The organism is Gemmobacter caeni, from assembly GCF_003054195.1.
Lineage (GTDB): Bacteria > Pseudomonadota > Alphaproteobacteria > Rhodobacterales > Rhodobacteraceae > Gemmobacter > Gemmobacter caeni.
This window is the reverse complement of sequence record NZ_QBKP01000005.1, coordinates 245,267-263,825: the sequence shown is the minus strand read 5'-3', so window position 1 is coordinate 263,825 and position 18,559 is coordinate 245,267. Positions and strand designations below refer to the sequence as shown.

The following is an 18,559-nucleotide window of genomic DNA, read 5'->3' as shown; positions in this document are numbered from 1 at the left end:
ATGATGCAGGATTTCACCTTTGACGCGCCCGGCGCCCTGAAGATCGAATGGGACGGCGCCCGGCGATTGGGCGGCCTGCTGGCCGCGCGCTTTTCGGCGCGCCGGGCGTTGCTGGTCACCGATGCACCGCTGGTGCGTTTGGGGGTGATCGCGCCAGCCCTGGCCACGCTGGAAGAGGCGGGGTTCCGGGTCAGCGTCTTCGACGGCACGGTGGCCGATCCGCCGGAGTCGGTGGCCCTCGATTGTGTGGCGCTGGGCCGAACCGCAGGGGCCGATCTGGTGATCGGCTTTGGCGGCGGCTCGTCGCTCGATATCGCCAAGCTGGCCGCGGTGCTGCTGCACAGTGACCAGCCGCTGGCGGGGCTTTACGGCATCGACAAGGTGCAGGGCGGTCGTCTTCCGCTGGTTCAGGTGCCCACCACCGCCGGAACCGGGTCGGAAGTGACCAATATCACCATCCTGACTACGGGTGAGACCACCAAGATGGGCGTCGTTGCCCCGCAGCTTTATGCCGATCTGGTGCTGCTGGATGCCGCGCTGACTCTGGGCCTGCCGCCGGGCCAGACCGCCGCTACCGGCATCGACGCGATGGTCCACGCGATCGAGGCTTATACTTCGCGGCACAAGAAGAACCCGCTCTCCGATCTTTATGCGCGCGAGGCCCTGCGGCTGCTGGCCGCGAACCTTGTGACCGCCTGCACCGATGGGCAGAACCGCCCTGCGCGCGAGGCGATGCTGTATGGTGCCTGCCTCGCCGGCAAGGCCTTTGCCAACAGCCCGGTCGGCGCGGTGCATGCGCTGGCCTATCCCTTGGGGGGCCGCTATCACCTGCCGCATGGGCTGACCAATGCGCTCATGCTGGGGCCGGTCCTGCGTCACAACCTGCCCGCCGCAGCACCGCTTTATGCCGAACTGGGTGCGCTTCTGGGCTTTGGCGCTGCGGCCACGGATTTCATTGCCGGCATGGAGGCGTTGATGGACCGCTCCGGCGCGCCGCGCCGGCTGCGCGATGTGGGCGTCAGTGCCGAAAGTCTGCCTGTTCTTGCTGCGGATGCCATGCTGCAGACCCGACTTCTGGGCAACAACCCGGTTCCGGTGACCGAATCCGACGCGCTGGCGCTGTATCGCGCGGCGTTTTGAGCGTTCAGACTGCGGGGTCCAGCAAGAGATCGGTGTGGCGGAGGATTTCTTCCGTGAGGAAGCTGATCACCGCCCGTTCGCGCCGCATCTGCCGCGTGTCGCGATGGCAGGTCAGCCAGTAGGTGCGCGTCAGCGCAATCTCGTCGGGCAGAACCGGCACCAGATCGGGGCAGGCTTTGGCCATGTAGCAGGGCAGGACACTCAGGCCATTGCCCTGCCGCACAGCGATCATCTGGCTGTAGATGCTGGAGCTCTTGAAGGCGGGTCGCAGGCCGGGATGCACCTCGCCCAGATAGTCGAGGCCGGTGGCGAAGAGCATTTCCTCGATATAGCCCAGGAAGCGATGCTTCAGCAGATCGGCCCGCGAACGGATCGGCTCTTGCGCGGCCATATAGGATTTGGCCGCATAAATCCTTAGCTGATAATCGGCCAGCCGCTCGGAGCGATAGCCCCCGCGCGTCACCGGGTCCAATGTCACGGTCAAATCTGCCTCGCGCCGCGACAGCGAGATCACCTGGGTCAGAGTGATCAGTTCCAGCGACAGATCGGGAAAGCGCGCAGTGAAGGCCGCCAGCATATGTTCGCTGAAGAAGTTGGAAAAGCCTTCGGGCACGGCAAGGCGCAGATTGCCGGTCAGGCCCTGGCCCGGCCCCGCGCCGGGAATGACCCCGCCCGAGGCTTCTTCCATCCGCTCAGCCGTTTCGACCAGACGCCGGCCGCTGGCCGTCAACTCATACCCTCGGGCCGAGCGTTCGAACAGGCGCTGGCGCAGCGCGGCCTCCAGCCGGTCTATCCGTCGCGCCACCGTGACATGCGATGACCCAAGCTGGCGCGCGGCCCCGCTGAGCTGGCCATCCCGGGCCAGGGCCAGGAAGAACTGCATGTCGTCCCAGTTGAACTGCGTCATGCTGTTCGTTTTCGTACATATTCTGTGAGAAATCAATCAGCCTGAATGGCTTGTCTGAAAAGAAATACTGACGCATTTTCCCAAGACGGTCCGGAGGAGGGCCTGAACAATTATGAACATATCGAAGCGTCGGCTGCGGCCGCGTCCCTTGCAGGGATGCGACCCGATGCAGGCCGCGCTGGGGCTGGGCAGCGAGAAGGGGGTGTCAGTGGAAAGCTATGATTACATCGTGATCGGGGCGGGCAGCGCGGGCTGCGTGCTGGCGAACCGGCTTTCGGCCGATCCGAAAACCCGGGTTCTGCTGCTGGAAGCGGGCGGCCGTGACAATTACGCCTGGATCCATATTCCGGTGGGGTATCTCTACTGCATCAACAACCCGCGCACCGATTGGCGTTTCCGCACCGAGGAAGAACCGGGGCTGAACGGCCGGTCGCTGCTGTACCCGCGCGGGCGGGTGCTGGGCGGCTGTTCGTCGATCAATGGCATGATCTATATGCGGGGCCAGGCGCAGGACTATGACGGCTGGGCGCAGGCGGGCTGCACCGGCTGGGGCTGGGAGGATGTGCTGCCGCTGTTCCGCGCGCAGGAGGATTACCATCTTGGCGCCAGCGCGCTGCATGGCGCGGGCGGCGAATGGCGGGTGGAGAAGGCGCGGCTGCACTGGGAGGTGCTGGATGCGTTTCGCGATGCGGCGCTGGAATTCGGCATCCCGCGCAATGACGATTTCAACGGCGGCGACAATGAGGGCGCGGGATATTTCGAGGTCAACCAGCGTCGCGGCGTCCGCTGGAACACCACGAAAGCCTTCCTGCGCCCGGCAGCGGGGCGGCCCAATCTGCGGGTGCTGACCGGCGCCCAGGCGGAACGGCTGATCATCGAGGAAGGCGAGGTGAGGGGCGTTGTCTTCCACCATCAGGGCAGCCGCAAGGAGGCGCGGGCGCTGCGTGAAACGGTGCTGTCGGCCGGTGCCATCGGCTCGCCGCAGCTGCTGGAACTGTCGGGCATCGGCCGGGGTGAGGTGCTGGCCGCAGCGGGGATCGCGCCGGTCAAAGAGGTGGCCGGGATCGGCGAGAACCTGCAGGATCATCTGCAACTGCGCCTGGTCTACAAGGTGCATGGCGTGCCGACACTGAACGAAAAAGCTTCAAGCCTGTTCGGCAAGGCCGCGATCGGGCTGGAATATCTGCTGAAACGCTCGGGCCCGATGGCGATGGCGCCGAGCCAGTTGGGGATCTTCACCCGCTCGGGCCCGGAAAAGGCCAGTGCCGATCTGGAATGGCATGTGCAGCCGGTCAGCCTGGATAAATTCGGCGACCCGGTGCATCCTTTCCCGGCGATCACCGCCAGCGTCTGCAATCTGCGGCCCGAAAGCCGCGGTTCGGTGCATGTGAAAAGCGGCGATTTCCGCAGCGCACCCGCGATCCGCCCGAATTACCTGTCGACCGAGGGCGACCGCGAGGTGGCGGCGCGCTCGATCCGGCTGACCCGGCAGATCGCCGCGCAACCGGCCTTTGCCCGCTTCCGCCCGGAAGAGTTTCGCCCCGGCCCGGCCTATGACAGCCGCGACGATCTGGTCCGCGCGGCAGGCGATATCGGCACCACGATCTTCCACCCGACCGGCACCTGCCGGATGGGCAGCGATGGCGGCTCGGTCGTCGATCCGCGGCTGAAGATGCGTGCGCTGGGGCGGCTGCGGATCTCCGATGCCTCGGTCATGCCGACAATCACCAGCGGCAACACCAACTCCCCGACCATCATGATCGCCGAAAAGGCCGCAAGGATGATGCTGGAAGATGCCCGTGCCTGATCCGTTCCAACCCGCCGTTCTGATCCGCCGCGAAGGCCGTGCCGGGCGCATCACGCTGAACCGACCGGCGCGGCTGAACGCGCTGACGCGTGAGATGTGCCTGGCGATCCTGGCCGCGCTTGACGCGTGGCGGGCGGATCCGGCGGTGGCGCTGGTGATCTTCGATGCGGCGGGTGATCGTGCCTTTTCCGCTGGCGGGGATGTGGTCGCGGTGGTCAGGGCAGCGCAGGCGGGCGATTTCACCTTTGGCCGCGATTTCTTCAGCGACGAATACCGGATGAATGCGCTGATCGCTCTGTATCCGAAACCGATCATCGCCTTTATGCAGGGCTATACGATGGGCGGCGGGATCGGGATCGGCGGCCATGCCAGCCACCGGATTCTGGGCGAGACCACGCAGATGGCAATGCCTGAAACCCGGATCGGCCTGGTGCCCGATGTCGGCGCCAGCGCGCTTCTGGCCCGGTCGCCGGGGCGGACGGGTCTGTATCTGGGCCTGACCGGCGCGCGCATGACGCCCGGCGATGCGATCTATTGCGGCTTTGCCGATCTTCTGCTGCCGCAGGCCGACTGGCCCGGCCTGATCGAGTGGCTTGCGGAAAGCGGCGATCCGGCGGTGTTGCCTAAGGGCAGAGCGCCGGACTCGGATCTGGCGGGCGCCCGCCCGCAGATTGACCGGATCTTCGCCCGCCCCGGGCTGAGGGCGATCAGCGCGGCGGCCGCGCAAGAAACCGGGCCGATCCCCGAGGCAATTCGCACCGCTTTGGCGCACCATGATCCGCTGGCCATGGCCGCGACGCTGCAACTGATTGCGGCGGCCGAGACCACCCACAGCGTGCCCGAGGCGCTGGAACGCGAATTCCGCTTCACCGCCCGCGCCGCCGAAAGCGGCGATTTCATCGAAGGGGTGCGGGCAATGCTGATCGATCGCGACGACCGTCCGGCCTGGCGGCAGGCCGGTGCGACCGATTCCGCCCTGTCCGGTGCCGTTGCCGCGATGCTGGCGCCGCTTTAGTCACAGCGTGGGTCGCGGTCAGCTCTTCACCTGTTCCGGCTCCGCTGCCGGATGGGCAAAGGCGCTGAAGCAGGTTTCATACCACCGCGCCGTATCGCCGATATCTGCGATCAACGAGCGGCTGGCGGTTTCGTGATCCCCCCGCTCCAGCGCCTCCAGGATTTCGTTATGCCGCTCGACCCCGCGGCTGAACACATCCGGCGCATAGGTCTCAGCCCGGAAGGGCAGCCGCAGCAGCGGTCCCGCGCGCACCCAAAGCGTCTCGATCATCCGATACAGCAATTCCCCGCCTGCAAGCCGGTACAACAGGAAGTGAAACTCCATATTGGCGACGGTCACCGCCTCGGCATCGCCGCGCCGCACGGCCAGTTCCACCTTGTGATTGACCAGCCGCAATTCGTCCATCTGCTCGGGTGTCAGCGGCAGGTCCAACCGCCGGATGGCTGCGCCTTCCAGCATCAGCCGGATCTCGACCAGCTCGCGGAAGCTTTCCGGCCGCATTTCGGGCACACGGGCCGAGCGGTTCTCGGTCAATTCCAGCGCGCGTTCGGCCACCAGACGTTGCAGCGCATCGCGAACCGGGATCATCGACGTGCCCAGCACCTTCGCCAGGCTGCGGATCGTCAGTTGCGCCCCCGGCGCGAAATGGCCACGGATCAGCGCGTTGCGCAGGATCTGATAGACCCGATCATGCAGGTTCACATCCTCCATCAAAGAGGTGTCCAGCGCCAACAGCGCCTGATCGCTGTGTCCCTCTGCCCGTTTCGAGCGCCTGATCACTGAGGACTGTCCTTTCTTCGAAACCACCATTTAATGAACCGCCGTCATGCCACCATCAACCACCAGCATATGGCCGTTGAGATAGGATGCCGCGGGCGAACACAGCAGAAGCAGCGGGCCGGCCAGATCCGCCGTCTCGCCCCAGCGCTGCAGCGGCACCCTTGCCGCGATCATCGCGCCGAAGCCAGCATCTTGTTGCAGCACGGTGTTGATCTCGGTTCGGATATAGCCCGGGCACAGCGCATTGACGCAGACCCCATCCTGACCAAGCTCGGCCGCCATCGACCGGGTCAGCCCGGCAATCGCATGCTTGCTGGCGGTGTAGGAATGCGCGTTCTTCTTGCCCTGAAGCGCCAGGATCGAGGCGATATTGACCACCCGCCCCCAGCCGCGTGCCCGCATCGCCGGGATCAGCGCCTGGGTCAGGAACATCGGCGCGGTCAGGTTCAGGCCAATGACCTCGTCCCAGCCGGGCCGGCTCACATCGTCAAAGGCCGCGCGATCAATCATGCCGGCATTGTTGACCAGTATATCCGGTGCCTCGCCAGCCGCGGCCAGCGCCGCGACCAAAGCCTCAAGCCCCTGCTCCGTGCCCAGATCAGCCCGCAGCGCCAGGGCCTCCGCCCCTGAGGCGCGCAGATGCGCCGCTTCTTCTTCCAGCCGGTCCAGATTGCGCGCGATCAGGATCACCCGCGCGCCCGCAGCCGCCAGAACCCGCGCCGTCGCGGCCCCGATCCCGCCCGATGCGCCGGTGATCAGCGCCGTGCGCCCGGCCAGCGAGAACAGCGCGTCAATTTCAGCCAGTCGCTCAGTCGCCATCGGCTTCCTCCGGTATGCGGGCCAGCGGGGCCCGGTAGCTTTCGAAATTTGCACAGATTCCGATGGATTGCCCGGAAATATGTTGCCCGGCATCCGAAGCCAGGAAAACCGCCATCGCCGCCACGTCTTCCGGTGTCACCGTCTGATGCATCGAGATATTGTGCAGCATCAAGGGCAGATAGGCCGCACCAGTCATGCCGCGCGCCGAGGCCTGTTCGGCTACGACCTTGTCCAGGCGCGGCCCGGCGACCATCCCCGGCATCAGGGCGTTGACGCGGATCCCGTATTCTCCGAGTTCGATTGCCAGCACATCGGTCAGGCCGCGCACTCCGTATTTCGAGGCGGAATAGGGTGCGCGCAGCGGCATGCCCATTCGCCCGGCGGTCGAGGACAGGTTGATGATCGCCCCGCTGCGCTGCGCTTTCATCGCCGGAATGACCGCGCGGGCGGCCAGGAATTGCCCGTCCAGGTTCACCGCCAGGGTCTGGCGCCACTCGGCCAGGCTGATCTCTTCCACCGCCCGGGTCGGTCCGGCGATGCCTGCATTGTTCACCAGCACGTCGATGCTGCCGAACTCTGCCATCACCTCGGCAAAGAATGCGGTGACCGCCGCCTCGTCCGAAACATCGCACAGCCGCGCCAGATGCGGCGAGGCCGTGACAAGGGCGGGGTCGATGTCGCAGACCGCGACCCGCGCCCCGGCGCTGGCAAAGGCATCGGCGATGGCGCGGCCAATGCCGCCGCAGCCCGCCGTGACCACCACGCGGCGGCCGGTCAGATCCAGTTTCATGGCAATGCCTCTTCCTTCTTGGTTTTGGCCCCAGGCCTGGTGCCGCGCAGAATGCCCGGCACCCGTATTTCCCGCCCCCGGCTCAGCCCATCGGGCCGCAGGATCAGTGCCAGCAACATGCACAGGCCCAGAAGCACTTCGCGCGTGCCGCCGGGGATCTGCAGCATCACCCCACCGATATCCACGCCGGTCTCGAAGCGCCGGAAGATCTCGGCCAGAACTGACAGGACAAGCGTTCCGACCACCACGCCCGACATGCTGCGAATGCCACCCACCACCAGCATCGCGATCACGATGAAGGACAGGTTCAGATAGACATTGTTTGCCGTGGTCAGCGCGCCGTTGTTATGGCCCAGCAAAACGCCTCCGGCCCCCGCGACGGCGGCGCTGAGGACAAAGGCCAGCAGCCGCAGGCGCATCACCCGGATGCCTGCGCCATGCGCCGCGACCAGATCTTCGCGACTGGCCCGCAGCAACAGCCCGGCGCGCGAATTCTGGAAAGCCCAGGCGATCAGAAGCGCTGTCAGCGCCGCCGCCAGCGCCGCCCATGGCCCAACCCAGGTCGGCAGCCCGACCAGCGAGGCGGTGCCTTTCGTCCAATCGGTCCAGTTGTTGTAAATCACAGAAATCACGATGAAAAAGGCAAAGGTCGCGATCGAGGCGGCAATGCCGCTGAGCCGCATCAGCGGGATACCGGCCAAGAGGCCCAGAACCGCCGCCAGCACCACCCCCGCCACCAGCCCGCCCAAGGGTGAAATCTGGATGCCGCGCAGCATCTCGGGCAGGCCGGGCAGGATCACCCCTTTCATCGCCACCGGAATTGTCACCCAAGCCGAGGCATAGGCCGCGACGATCAGGAAAGCGCCATGGCCAAAGGACAGGATGCCGGAATTGCCGACGAAGATGTAAAGCCCGGTCACGATCACCAGCCTGATCAGCGTATCGGTGGTGATCCGCGCCATGGCCGGGCTGATCTGCGAAAAGATCAGCGTCAGCACCAGCAGAAGCACCGCCCAGACCGCCCAGGGCCAAAGCCAGGCCGCCATGTCGCGCAGCGGATTTTGTTGGTCAGGCATCAGACACGCTCCCATGCGGACCGGACGGCGATCAGACCCTGCGGGCGGACCAGCAGCATCAGGATCACCGAGGTGAAGACGAAGGCTTCGCGGAAAGGTTGCAGATGTGGCGGCAGCACCATTTGCAGGATCGTGGTCACCGCGCCGACCAGAAAGCCGCCAAGCGCGCAGCCCGGCAGGCTGCCCATGCCGCCGATCACCGTGGCGACAAAGCCGATCATCGTCAGCGAAACGCCGAAGAAGGGCGTCATCGAGCCGGTCTGCGCCACGAACAGCACCGTAACTGTCACCGCCAGCACCGCAGAAATCGCGAAAGCCACCGCGATCACCCAATTACTGTTGACGCCGACCAGCCGCGCCATGCGCGGGTTTTCCGACACCGCCCGCATCTGATAGCCGATGCGGGTATATTTGATGAACAGCGCCAGCACAGTGGTCAGCACCACCGTCGCCGCGATCTGCAACAGGCTGACCCCGGCGATCCGAAGCCCGGCAATTTCGACGCTGCGATTGATCGCGGGCAGGAAGTTGACGGTCTTGGTCAGCGATCCGAACATCACCACCCAGATATGCTGGATCATGAAGCTCAGCCCGAAAGACACGATCATCAAAGTCTCGGGTGGCGCGCGGCGCACCTGACGAAACACCAGAAAATCACTGGCCAGTGCGAAAAGCACCACAAAGACCAGCACTGCGCCAATGGCAAAGGGCCAGTAAAGACCGGCGCTCAGCAACAGCACATAGGCGCCGACCATGATGTATTCGCCATAGGCGAAGTTCACGAGGCCGATCACCCCGAAGATCAGCCCGATTCCAATGGCGGTCAGGGCGTAAAGCCCGCCGACGCTGGCCGCGTCGATCAGCATCTGCAACAGCGTCATGGGCGCAGCTCCTTCGCCGGGGCCGAACGGCCGAAAAGCACGGATTCGACCGAACCACGCGCGCTGAGGGTTTCGGCGCTGCCTTCCTCGATCACCTGGCCGGCCTGCATCAGATAGGCGCGATCGCAAACCGAAAAGGCGCGGGCGGCGTTCTGCTCGACCAGAAGAATGGTGGTGCCTTGATCGCGCAACGTGGCAATCGCGGCATAGACCGCATCGGTCACCACTGGCGCAAGACCAAGCGATGGCTCGTCCAGCATCAATAGCCCGGGTTCGGCCATCAGCGCGCGGCCAATCGCCAGCATCTGCTGCTCGCCCCCCGACAGGAAGCCCGCCATATGGTTGTGCCTTTCAGCAAGACGGGGGAAAAGCGCATAGATCCGGTCGGCATCGGCCTGCATCTGCGCCCGGGTCAGTCGGCGCCGACTGGCGCCGATCAGCAGGTTTTCATGGGTGGACAGCTTCTTGAACACATCGCGCGTCTCGGGCACCAGCGAGATGCCAAGACCGACGCGCTGCTCGGGCTCCTGTCCTGCCAGATCGCGCCCCTCCAGCCGCACCGCGCCGGACCGCAGCGGCACCACCCCCGCGATGGCCAGCAGAAGCGAGGATTTTCCGGCACCATTCGGGCCGATCAGCGCGACCGTCTCGCCCTTGGCGGCATGGATCGACAGGCGGTTCAGCGCGCGCACCGCGCCATAGGTCACCGACACGTCTTCGATTTGCAGATGCGGGGTCATGCCGCAGCACTCCCCAGATAGGCTTCGCGCACCAGGGCGTGATTGCGAATTTCATCGGGCGTTCCCGCCGCCAGAACCTTGCCGCTGCGCAGAACCTGCACCCGGTCGCAAAGGCGGAACACGATATCCATATTGTGTTCAATCAGCAGGATACCGCAGCCGCGCGCCCGGATCGCATCCATCACAGACAGGAAGGCCATGGCCTCTTCGTGGTTCATCCCCGCCGCCGGTTCGTCCAGCATGATGAAGGCAGGTCCCGCCATCATCGCGCGCGCGATCCCGGCGCGCCGCTCGACCCCGTAGGGAAGCGCGCGGGCTTCGGTGTTCAGCCAGCCGTCCAGATCCAGAAGCGCGGCCAGTGTGGCGATCTCGGCCTTCGCCGCGCGGCGGCTTTGCCCCATCGCGAAGCCCGCCGCCAGCAGGTTCTCGGCAACCGTCAGCGCCGGAAAAAGCCGCACCGCCTGAAAGGTGCGCACGAGGCCCCGCCGCACCCGCTCATCCGGCAGCGTGGCCGAGATGTCAGTATCGCCGATGCGGATCGTGCCGGTCTGCGGCTTCTGAAAGCCGGAAAGAACATTGACGAAGGTGGTCTTCCCCGCCCCGTTGGGGCCGATCAGACCAAGGATTTCCGAGGGGCGCAGCTCCAGGTCGACATCGTCGATCACCGTCAGCCCCCCGAATCGGACGGTCACGCCCGTCGCGGTCAGGATATGGGTCATGGCGTACCTTTCGAGAGTGGGGAAACCGCCCCGGGGGGTGAGGCCACGGGACGGGCGAACGGGCGGCACTGATGCCGCCCGCGCCACAGCTCAGAATTCCGGCGGAGAGACCTTTTCTGCCGCGCGCCGCCCGATAGGCTCGTATTTGCCATTCGTGACCTTCATCATCAGCATCGGGCTGGTCAGGTTGATGTGCAGATCGGGCGTATAGGTCGAAGGCCCGGTCAGCAGCGGCTCTCCGGTAAAGCCATCAAGCGCGGTCTGGATCGCCGTCGTATCCAGACTGCCCACCTTTTCCACCGCCCGCGCCCAGGCCTCGACTGCAGTATAGCCGGTCACCACATGGCCCATCCGTGCCGGTTCGCCGAATTTCTCCTGAAAGCGGGTCATGAAGGCGGCGATCTTGGGATCGGGATCATTGCCCCAGATCGAGGCATAGACCGCGATATAGAAATCGCTCAGATCCGGCACCGCCTCGATCCAGTGGCTGCCATCCATCGATTCCGATGCCAGAACCGGCAGATCGACCCCGGCCGAGCGCAGTTGCCGCATCATCGCGCCATTGTTGGTGAAGCCACACCAGACAATGAAATTCGCATCCGCCCCGTCGGATTTGATCCGCGAGATCTGGCCCGCGATTGCATTGTCATTCAACCCATTCCAGGTGTCTTCGCCAAGGATGCTGTCCTCGCCCTTCAGATCGACCCAGCGTTTGCGGAAATTGGCGCAGAGCGATTTGGTATATTCAATCGCCGTATCCTGCATGATGTAGACCTTGTCCCAGCCGGGCTGTTCGGCCGCGAATTCGGCCAGCAAAGCGCCCTGGCCATTGGTGGCCAGCGCCTGAGTATAGGCCAGCGGGCCAACGCCCTGCACGCCGAACTTGGCATCGGCCGCGCAACTGGACATGGCGATCTTGCCCTGGGAAATCGCCGTCAGCGCGGCGGGGGCACCGAAGTCATAGTCGCAGGCGACCAGCACCATCTCGGAGCCGGCGTCCAGCACTTCCAGCGCGGCGGTCGGCCCAAGCGAGGGGTCGGATTTGGTGTCGCGGATCACCAGCTCGACCGGGCGCCCCAACAGCCCCCCCGCCGCGTTGATGTCATCAACCGCAAGTTCGGCCCCCCGTGCGGCCCCCTTGTCCCAGGGTTCCAGCGTGCCGGTCTGGCCGCTGGCGACGCCGATCACAATCGGGGTGTCATCGGCCTGAACCGGCAGGGCAAGACAAAGGGACAAGGCGGCCGAGCAGGCGGTAAGAAGCATGTGCTTCATGTCAGTTTCTCCTGGCTGTTGGACGATTATATATTGTTTTTATTGTTTTATTTCGCGCGAAGCCGGGCAGTGGCCTCGCGGTCGATCTCGAGCGTCTCGGTGACCGAGACGCCATAGACCTCTTGCGCCCGTTCCCGGGTCACAAGGCCCTCGCGCAGGTCGTGAAGGACGCGCTCGGGCTGGCGCTGGCGCGGATCTCCGAAGCCGCCACCGCCACAGGAATAGGAAAGGATGCGCTCGTCGGGGGCCACGGTCACCGAGACCACGACCGGCAGTTCCTCAAGGCTGCCATCGGCCCGCTTGCGATATTGCCGCGCTCCGCCCGCACTGGCCCCACCTGCCGCCCCTTTGGCGGCGTTGAGGGTGCCGTCGCTGACCGCATTCACCACCATCTCGCAGCCATCGGGGCCATATTCGCCCATCAGACTGGGCGCGCCGGTGAATTCCCCCGCCCCTTCGGTATCGGTGACCAGCCGGCGCTGATAGCAGCGGATCGGATAGGCCATCTCAAGGATTTCGATACTGTCGATATACAGCATCCCGGCATTGCCGGCATGAGCGATGGTGATCCAGCTGTCTTCCGTGGGCGTCCCCGCCCCGGCGGTGGCCCCCAGGAAGATCTGGTTGACGAAGGGCTTGCCCTTGCGGGGGTCTTTGCCCGAAATCACCGCCATCGTCGCCGGGCTGAGCGCGCCGGTCTCTGCCTGGCCGAAGCGGCTGTCCATCGCGGCAATCGCCGTCTGCACCGCATTGGAAATCCGGTCGGCGACATTGGTCGTCGCGACCGAGCAGCTGGTTGGATGTTTCGGGACGCCCACGACTGCGCCTTCGCGCAGCTTCAGCCGCACCCGCCCGAACGATCCCGCATTGCGCGGCACGGTATGGTCGATCGAGTTGAACACCCCAATCAGCGCCGCGGTCCGCGTGCAGGCCTCGGAAACGTTGATGCCCAGGTCCAGCGCATCGATATTGTCAGTCAGGTCGATGTCGATGAACCCCTCTGCCGGATCGACCGAGACGGTGGTGTTGATCCGTACCCCTTCCGCAGGCGTGCCCGGCAGCGGGTCATGGGTAGAGCTGGAGGTGGCGGTCTTCGCCGGCAGTTTTGCAATCGCCGCCTTCATCCGGTCGGCGCTGTAGCTGAACCATTGCTCGCCCAGTTCCGCCAGTTCGTCCCAGCCGAATTCGGCGCCCACGGCGCGGATCTCGCGTTCGGCGATCCGGCCAGCGCCGATCATGCCAAGGTAATCACCCCACCACTGATCGGGCACCCGGATACGCATCCGGCACATGCGGATGATATCCTCGATATCCTTGTAATCGCGCTGCACCTGCACCGCCGGGAAGATCAGCGCGCCTTCGTTATAGACGTCTTTCGCATGGCCGAAATAGGTGGTCGGGATCGAGTTGCCGATATCGGCCTGATGCGCCTTGACGATGGCGGTATAGCGGTGGCGGCCGTCATCGTCGAACACCGGCACCAGGATCGACAGATCGGCGGCATGGGAACAGCCGTGATAGGGCGAGTTGTGCAGGAAGGCATCGCCCGGCTTCAGACCGGGGTGCAACTCGCACATCGAGCGCGCCATCATGTCGGGGCCGACCAGAACATGGATCGGAATGCTTTCCGCCGTGGCCAGAAGCCGGTTGTCGGCGGTGACGATGCAGCAGGAAAAATCCCGCGCCGTCGCCAGAACGCCCGAGCGCCCGGTGCGCAAAAGCGTATTCGCCATCTTGCGCGCCACCGCCTCCCAGCGGTTGTTCAGGATCGCCAGCTTCACACCGTCGATCGCGCCGGTCTTGCGCGTCTCTGCGCCATGGTTCAGCGGCCGGTTCATGCGTTTTCTCCCAGCAGTTCGATGACAACCGAGCCGGAGGCAACCTTGCGCGCTTCCGATCCGGGGAAGACCACAACCGTGGTGAAGGGGCTTTCCACGATGGCCGGGCCGCGCACGCGGTCGTCCTCGGTCATTTCGGAGAAGCTGGCCAGACGGACTTCGCCCAGACCTGTTTCGCGGAAATAGCAGTTCCGCCGGGTGGATTTGCCGCCAATTCCGATATTCTGCATCTGGCCGATGCTGCCCGAGCGGATTTTCACCGCCACATCGACGCGCCAGCTGACGATTTCGACCGGGGCGCCTTCGTCGCGCACGGCAAACAGCGCCTCATGCGTGTCATGGAACGCGGTTTCCAGTGCTTTCACATCGCCGATCCGGTCCGAGGGCAGCGTGACTTCGATATCCCAGACCTGCGAGGGGTAATGTCCTTCGAAGCTGAAGGTGATGCGGCTTTCAATCGCCTGATCGCCGGTGGCGGCCAGGAAGGCCTCGGCCTTTTCGCGGAGGTCTTTCAGCGTCTTGGCCACGAGGTCCGCGTCGAAGGCATCGGTGCGGGTGGCGGCGATGACACGGAAATTGTTGGTCAGCTCCGAAATCAGACCACCGCCCGCCGAAAGCGCCGCGCCGACCTGCGGCATCACCAGCGTCTTGCAGCCCAGTCTGCGCGCGATCAGCACCGAGTTGAACCCGGCCGCGCCGCCGCCGCCGATCAGCACCGCATTGGCCGGATCGAACCCCTGCGCCACGGTGATATCGTCAATCGCCTGGACCATATTCTCCGTCACGACATCAAGGATGGCCGAGGCCGCCTCATAGACCGACAGGCCCAGCGGTTTCGCGATGCGCTCTTCAATCGCGCGTTCTGCCGCGATCAGGTCGAGCGAGATGGCGCCGCCCAGGAAATTATCCGGGTCCAGATAGCCCAGAACCAGCGCCGCATCGGTCACCGTCGGCTCGAACCCGCCCTTGCCATAGCAGACCGGGCCGGGCACCGACCCCGCGCTGCGCGGGCCTACCGACAACAGCCCGCCCTCATCGACCGAGGCAATGGAGCCGCCGCCCGCGCCGACGCTTTTCACGTCGATCGAGGGAAAGCCCGTCATGTGGCCACGGAAGGGTTGGCCGATCCAGGTCTCGCGCGCCCAGGGGATCGTGCCGCCGCGGATCAGGCTTACGTCATAGGTGGTGCCGCCGGTATCGGCGACGATGGCGTCTTTCGCCGCGCAATCGGCCTCGGCGAAATAGCGACCGGCGACCGGGGCCATCGAGGGGCCGGAATTGATCGAATGGATCGGCTGGCGGGCGACATCGACGGCATCCAGCACCCCGCCTTGCGAGGTCAGCACCAGCACCCGCCCGCTGAAACCCGCCTCGCGCAGTCGCGCCTCAAGCGTTTCCATATAGGTGGTCATCAGGGGCTTCAGCGAGGCGTCAATCGCGGTGGCCGAGGTGCGGCGATATTCGCGCAGGATCGGGTTCACCTCATGCGAGAGCGTCACCGGCACGCCGGGCAGATGTTCGGTCAGAAGCGCGCCGATCCTGAGTTCATGCACCGGGTTCACGACCGACCACAGCAGGCTGACCGCCACCGCCTCGACGCCCTGCGCCTTCATCTCGGCGATGATCGCCAGCAGTGCCGCTTCGTCCAGCGGCTGGTCCACGCTGCCATCATGCAAGATGCGCTCGGGCACTTCGAAGGTCAAGGCGCGCGGAATATAGGGCTTGGGATAGGGCACGGTGAAGTTGAACGGCTCGATCCGCCCGCCTTCGCGCAGCACCAGCACTTCGGGATTGCCCCAGGTACATAGAAGCGCCGTCTTCGCCGCCGTGCCGGTCACGATGGCATTGATCGCCCGCGTGGTGCCATGGATGAACAGATCGCCCTTGGCCAGCATCTCGGCCCGGCTGATCCCGTAATCGTCGGCGGCGACCTGAAGCACATCCAGCACGCCCCGGATCGGATCGTCGGGCGTGGTCGAGGCCTTGAACATCCGCACGAAACCGTCGTCATCCTCGACGACAAGATCGGTGAACGTGCCCCCGGTATCGGTTGCAAAGCGCATAGTCTCTCCTGTTGCTGAAGACCACTTTGGCGTGGCTCTCATTTGTCGGGAGGAAGCGGGCCGACGGCCCGCCCCCTAGATCGCGGTGGCCGCAGCCCCTTTCAGGTCAAGCATCTGCCGCGCTTCGGCTGGCGTGGCGATTTCCAGCGAAAGCTCCTCCAGGATGCGGCGGATCTTCGACACCTGATCGGCATTGCTTTTGGCCATCTGGCCCTTGCCCAGATAAAGCGAATCCTCCAGCCCCACCCGCACGTTGCCGCCCAGGATCGCGCCCATGGTGCAAAGCCCCATCTGATGGCGTCCGGCGGCCAGGATCGACCATTGGTAATCCGCGCCGAACAGCTTTTCGGCGGTTTCGCGCATATGCATCACATTGGACGGATCGGCCGAAATGCCGCCCAGAATGCCGAAGATCGACTGCACGAACAGCGGCGGCTTCACCAGCCCGCGTTCCAGGAAATGCGCCAGCGTATACAGATGGCCGATATCGTAGCACTCGAATTCAAAGCGGGTGCCGCAGTCATCGCCCAGATGCTTCAGGATATATTCAATATCCTTGAAGGTGTTGCGGAAGATGAAGTCGCGGGAGTTCTCAAGATATTTCGGCTCCCAGTCATGCTTCCAGTTCGGGTAGCGCTCCAGCATCGGGAACAGGCCGAAATTCATCGAGCCCATGTTGAGCGAACACATCTCGGGCTTGAATTCCAGCGGCGCGGCCAGGCGCTCCTGCACCGTCATGTTATGGCCGCCGCCAGTGGTGATGTTCAGCACTGCGTCGGTCGCCTCGGCGATCTGCGGCAGGAATGCGCGGAACACATCGGGCGAGGGCGTCGGGCTGCCATCGACCGGATTGCGGGCATGCAGGTGCAAGATGGCCGCCCCGGCCTGCGCCGCACCGATCGCTTCGTCGCGGATCTGATCCGGGGTCAGCGGCAGGTGATCCGACATGGTCGGCGTGTGGATCGAGCCAGTGACCGCACAGGTGATGATCACCTTGCTGCCGGATTTCGGTTTCTTCTCGCTCACGACAATGCTCCTTCAGAAGACGTTTCCCGCAGCGGCTGCTTCAGTCGGCGCAGGTCTTGCAATTTGTCGGCCAACCAGCGTTGGCGGGCCGGAATCTCTTTTATATCAAGGCTTTCTCTCCGGGCCTGGGTGATCAGAGCCGGGGCGGTGCCATGCCAGGCGCTGGTTTCGCTGCCCCCCGGCGCCGAGGCTGCCAGGGCCGGGCCAAGCCGGGCCGCGTAATCGGCGAAGCCGCCGCTGGCGTTAAGGTCCATCACTTCGAACGGGCCGGCAAAGGCCCATCGCATCCCAAGGCCCGAGCGCACGGCACGGTCGACATCGTCGGGGCTGGCCACACCGCTGGCGACCAGCCGCAGCGCTTCTTCCACCAGTGCCGATTGCAGCCGGTTCAGCACGAAACCCGGCGCGCTTTGCTGCACGCGGATCACGTCCTGCCCCAGATCCGTCATCATCGCGGCGACCCGGTCGATCACGGCAGGATCGGTCGCGGCGCTGGGCACCAGTTCCACCACCGGCAAGAGATGCGGCGGGTTGGCGGGATGCGCGACCAGGCAGCGCTCCGGTCGGCGCATCGCGGCAAAAATATCGTCGGGCAGCAGGGCAGAGGTGGATGAGGCCAGCACGCAATCGTCATCGACCAGGTCTTCGATCGACTGGAACAGTGCCAGTTTCATCGGCAGATCTTCCAGCGCAGCCTCTTGCACATAGGCGGCGCCATCCAGCGCCCGCTCCAGTTCCAGATAGAAGCGGATCCGCTGCATCGCCGCCGCAGGCAGCCGCTCGGCCAGCCATTGCCGCGACTGATCCAGCGCCGCTTGCGACATGTCGCAAAGCCGAACCTCATGACCTGCAGCGCCGAACAGAACCGACCAGGACCGCCCGATCAGACCTGCCCCGATGACTGCGATAACCGGCTTCGTCATAGCTGATTTCCCCTTCGGACAAAGCCATCATTCAGATCGAATCAGGATTCTGTCAATAGTGTTATATCACTTTTTTGATTCGATATTTCTGATGAAAACATGGAAATATTCGAAAAAATGATCAGGATTTTCTTTGTGGAAAGTGTATAGATATAACGATATATCAGTTCCTTCGCGCCATCTTCTCTGGCGATGCGCAGACGCTAGGCCATGCCGCCCCGCAGTCTGCCAATGACGCGGATTGCACCGGCGGCACCTGGTTGCGACGGCCAAATCGGCGGCAGCAAGAGTTGAGGCTGGGGGATCGGGTCCTGGAGTGTGCGCGGCGCGACCGTACTAGAATAAAATTTATGAAAATCAATTACTTCTGGAGGATGTAGGCCGAGGCAGCCCTACGCGACACCGATCAAATCAACGCGCTTGCCACCACGGCTGCGACTTAGGTCATGTCGACGGCGTGGGCGCTCCCGCCTGATCGCATCGCAATGTGCCAATGTGATGCGTGTTGAAGCCATCACAGAAGGAGGTAGCATCCATGTCCGAGGTTACGATTATCGGGATCGATCTGGCAAAGCGCATTTTCCACCTGCATGGTGCCGGTCACGACGGATCGGTCGTGCGTCGCAAAAGGCATCGCGACCTTTTGCTGCTTTGGCGGGGTATCAAACGGCTGCGCGCGCGGGTTGCAACCAGACGGCGCGCGGCTATCCCGACCCTGCGGCAAGGATCAACGCCCGCACGCCAATCACGAGCCGGTCACGAG

The 18,559-nt window shown here is 64.5% G+C and carries 16 protein-coding genes; 3 read left to right on the top strand and 13 right to left on the bottom strand.

Going from position 1 to position 18,559, the window contains the following annotated elements; genetic code table 11:
* Nucleotides 1-1,140 carry an iron-containing alcohol dehydrogenase gene (locus tag C8N34_RS10280; protein ID WP_108128804.1) on the top strand — a complete coding sequence of 380 codons (1,140 nt, stop codon included), beginning with the start codon at nucleotides 1-3 and terminating at the stop codon, nucleotides 1,138-1,140.
* A 4-nt stretch (nucleotides 1,141-1,144) separates the two neighbouring features.
* On the opposite strand, the gene C8N34_RS10275 is transcribed toward C8N34_RS10280, so the two are convergent.
* Nucleotides 1,145-2,047, bottom strand: coding sequence for a LysR family transcriptional regulator (locus tag C8N34_RS10275; RefSeq protein WP_108128803.1), 903 nt, complete (start codon nucleotides 2,045-2,047; stop codon nucleotides 1,145-1,147).
* A gap of 166 nt (nucleotides 2,048-2,213) precedes the next feature.
* Between C8N34_RS10275 and C8N34_RS10270 the strand changes: the two genes are divergently transcribed.
* Both C8N34_RS10270 and C8N34_RS10265 read left to right on the top strand, forming a co-directional pair.
* Nucleotides 2,214-3,854: a GMC family oxidoreductase gene (locus C8N34_RS10270; protein ID WP_108128828.1), complete on the top strand. Its 1,641-nt coding sequence runs from the start codon at nucleotides 2,214-2,216 to the stop codon at nucleotides 3,852-3,854.
* Nucleotides 3,847-4,869 carry an enoyl-CoA hydratase/isomerase family protein gene (locus C8N34_RS10265; protein ID WP_242013864.1) on the top strand — a complete coding sequence of 341 codons (1,023 nt, stop codon included), beginning with the start codon at nucleotides 3,847-3,849 and terminating at the stop codon, nucleotides 4,867-4,869. Before C8N34_RS10270 ends, C8N34_RS10265 begins: the two co-directional genes overlap by 8 nt.
* An 18-nt stretch (nucleotides 4,870-4,887) precedes the next feature.
* Here C8N34_RS10265 and C8N34_RS10260 read toward each other — a convergent pair whose 3' ends face one another.
* The 12 genes from C8N34_RS10260 to C8N34_RS10205 all read right to left on the bottom strand — a co-directional run bounded on the left by C8N34_RS10260 (nucleotide 4,888) and on the right by C8N34_RS10205 (nucleotide 17,796).
* Nucleotides 4,888-5,649, bottom strand: a complete 762-nt coding sequence (locus tag C8N34_RS10260; protein WP_158640761.1) for a GntR family transcriptional regulator — start codon at nucleotides 5,647-5,649, stop codon at nucleotides 4,888-4,890.
* 30 nt (nucleotides 5,650-5,679) lie between these two features.
* Nucleotides 5,680-6,468, bottom strand: coding sequence for an SDR family NAD(P)-dependent oxidoreductase (locus tag C8N34_RS10255; RefSeq protein WP_158640762.1), 789 nt, complete (start codon nucleotides 6,466-6,468; stop codon nucleotides 5,680-5,682).
* Nucleotides 6,458-7,258 carry an SDR family oxidoreductase gene (locus tag C8N34_RS10250; protein WP_108128800.1) on the bottom strand — a complete coding sequence of 267 codons (801 nt, stop codon included), beginning with the start codon at nucleotides 7,256-7,258 and terminating at the stop codon, nucleotides 6,458-6,460. The genes C8N34_RS10255 and C8N34_RS10250 overlap by 11 nt, the downstream gene beginning before the upstream one ends.
* Entirely contained in the window at nucleotides 7,255-8,334 is a 1,080-nt protein-coding gene (locus tag C8N34_RS10245; protein WP_158640763.1) for a branched-chain amino acid ABC transporter permease, read from the bottom strand. Before C8N34_RS10245 ends, C8N34_RS10250 begins: the two co-directional genes overlap by 4 nt.
* Nucleotides 8,334-9,215, bottom strand: coding sequence for a branched-chain amino acid ABC transporter permease (locus tag C8N34_RS10240; protein ID WP_108128798.1), 882 nt, complete (start codon nucleotides 9,213-9,215; stop codon nucleotides 8,334-8,336). The genes C8N34_RS10245 and C8N34_RS10240 overlap by 1 nt, the downstream gene beginning before the upstream one ends.
* Nucleotides 9,212-9,955 carry an ABC transporter ATP-binding protein gene (locus C8N34_RS10235; RefSeq protein WP_108128797.1) on the bottom strand — a complete coding sequence of 248 codons (744 nt, stop codon included), beginning with the start codon at nucleotides 9,953-9,955 and terminating at the stop codon, nucleotides 9,212-9,214. Before C8N34_RS10235 ends, C8N34_RS10240 begins: the two co-directional genes overlap by 4 nt.
* On the bottom strand, nucleotides 9,952-10,674 hold the full coding sequence (locus C8N34_RS10230; RefSeq protein WP_054303318.1) for an ABC transporter ATP-binding protein: 723 nt from the start codon (nucleotides 10,672-10,674) through the stop codon (nucleotides 9,952-9,954). Before C8N34_RS10230 ends, C8N34_RS10235 begins: the two co-directional genes overlap by 4 nt.
* A gap of 90 nt (nucleotides 10,675-10,764) precedes the next feature.
* Nucleotides 10,765-11,946 (bottom strand): ABC transporter substrate-binding protein, encoded by a 1,182-nt coding sequence (locus C8N34_RS10225; protein ID WP_108128796.1) that lies wholly within the window; start codon nucleotides 11,944-11,946, stop codon nucleotides 10,765-10,767.
* Between the two features lie 47 nt (nucleotides 11,947-11,993).
* On the bottom strand, nucleotides 11,994-13,784 hold the full coding sequence (locus C8N34_RS10220; protein WP_108128795.1) for a hydantoinase B/oxoprolinase family protein: 1,791 nt from the start codon (nucleotides 13,782-13,784) through the stop codon (nucleotides 11,994-11,996).
* Entirely contained in the window at nucleotides 13,781-15,847 is a 2,067-nt protein-coding gene (locus tag C8N34_RS10215; RefSeq protein ID WP_108128794.1) for a hydantoinase/oxoprolinase family protein, read from the bottom strand. Before C8N34_RS10215 ends, C8N34_RS10220 begins: the two co-directional genes overlap by 4 nt.
* A 75-nt stretch (nucleotides 15,848-15,922) precedes the next feature.
* Entirely contained in the window at nucleotides 15,923-16,873 is a 951-nt protein-coding gene (kce, locus tag C8N34_RS10210) for a 3,5-dioxohexanoate:acetyl-CoA acetone transferase (protein WP_199750729.1), read from the bottom strand.
* Nucleotides 16,870-17,796: a 3-hydroxyacyl-CoA dehydrogenase NAD-binding domain-containing protein gene (locus tag C8N34_RS10205; RefSeq protein ID WP_108128792.1), complete on the bottom strand. Its 927-nt coding sequence runs from the start codon at nucleotides 17,794-17,796 to the stop codon at nucleotides 16,870-16,872. Before C8N34_RS10205 ends, kce begins: the two co-directional genes overlap by 4 nt.
* Nucleotides 17,797-18,559 lie beyond the last annotated feature (763 nt).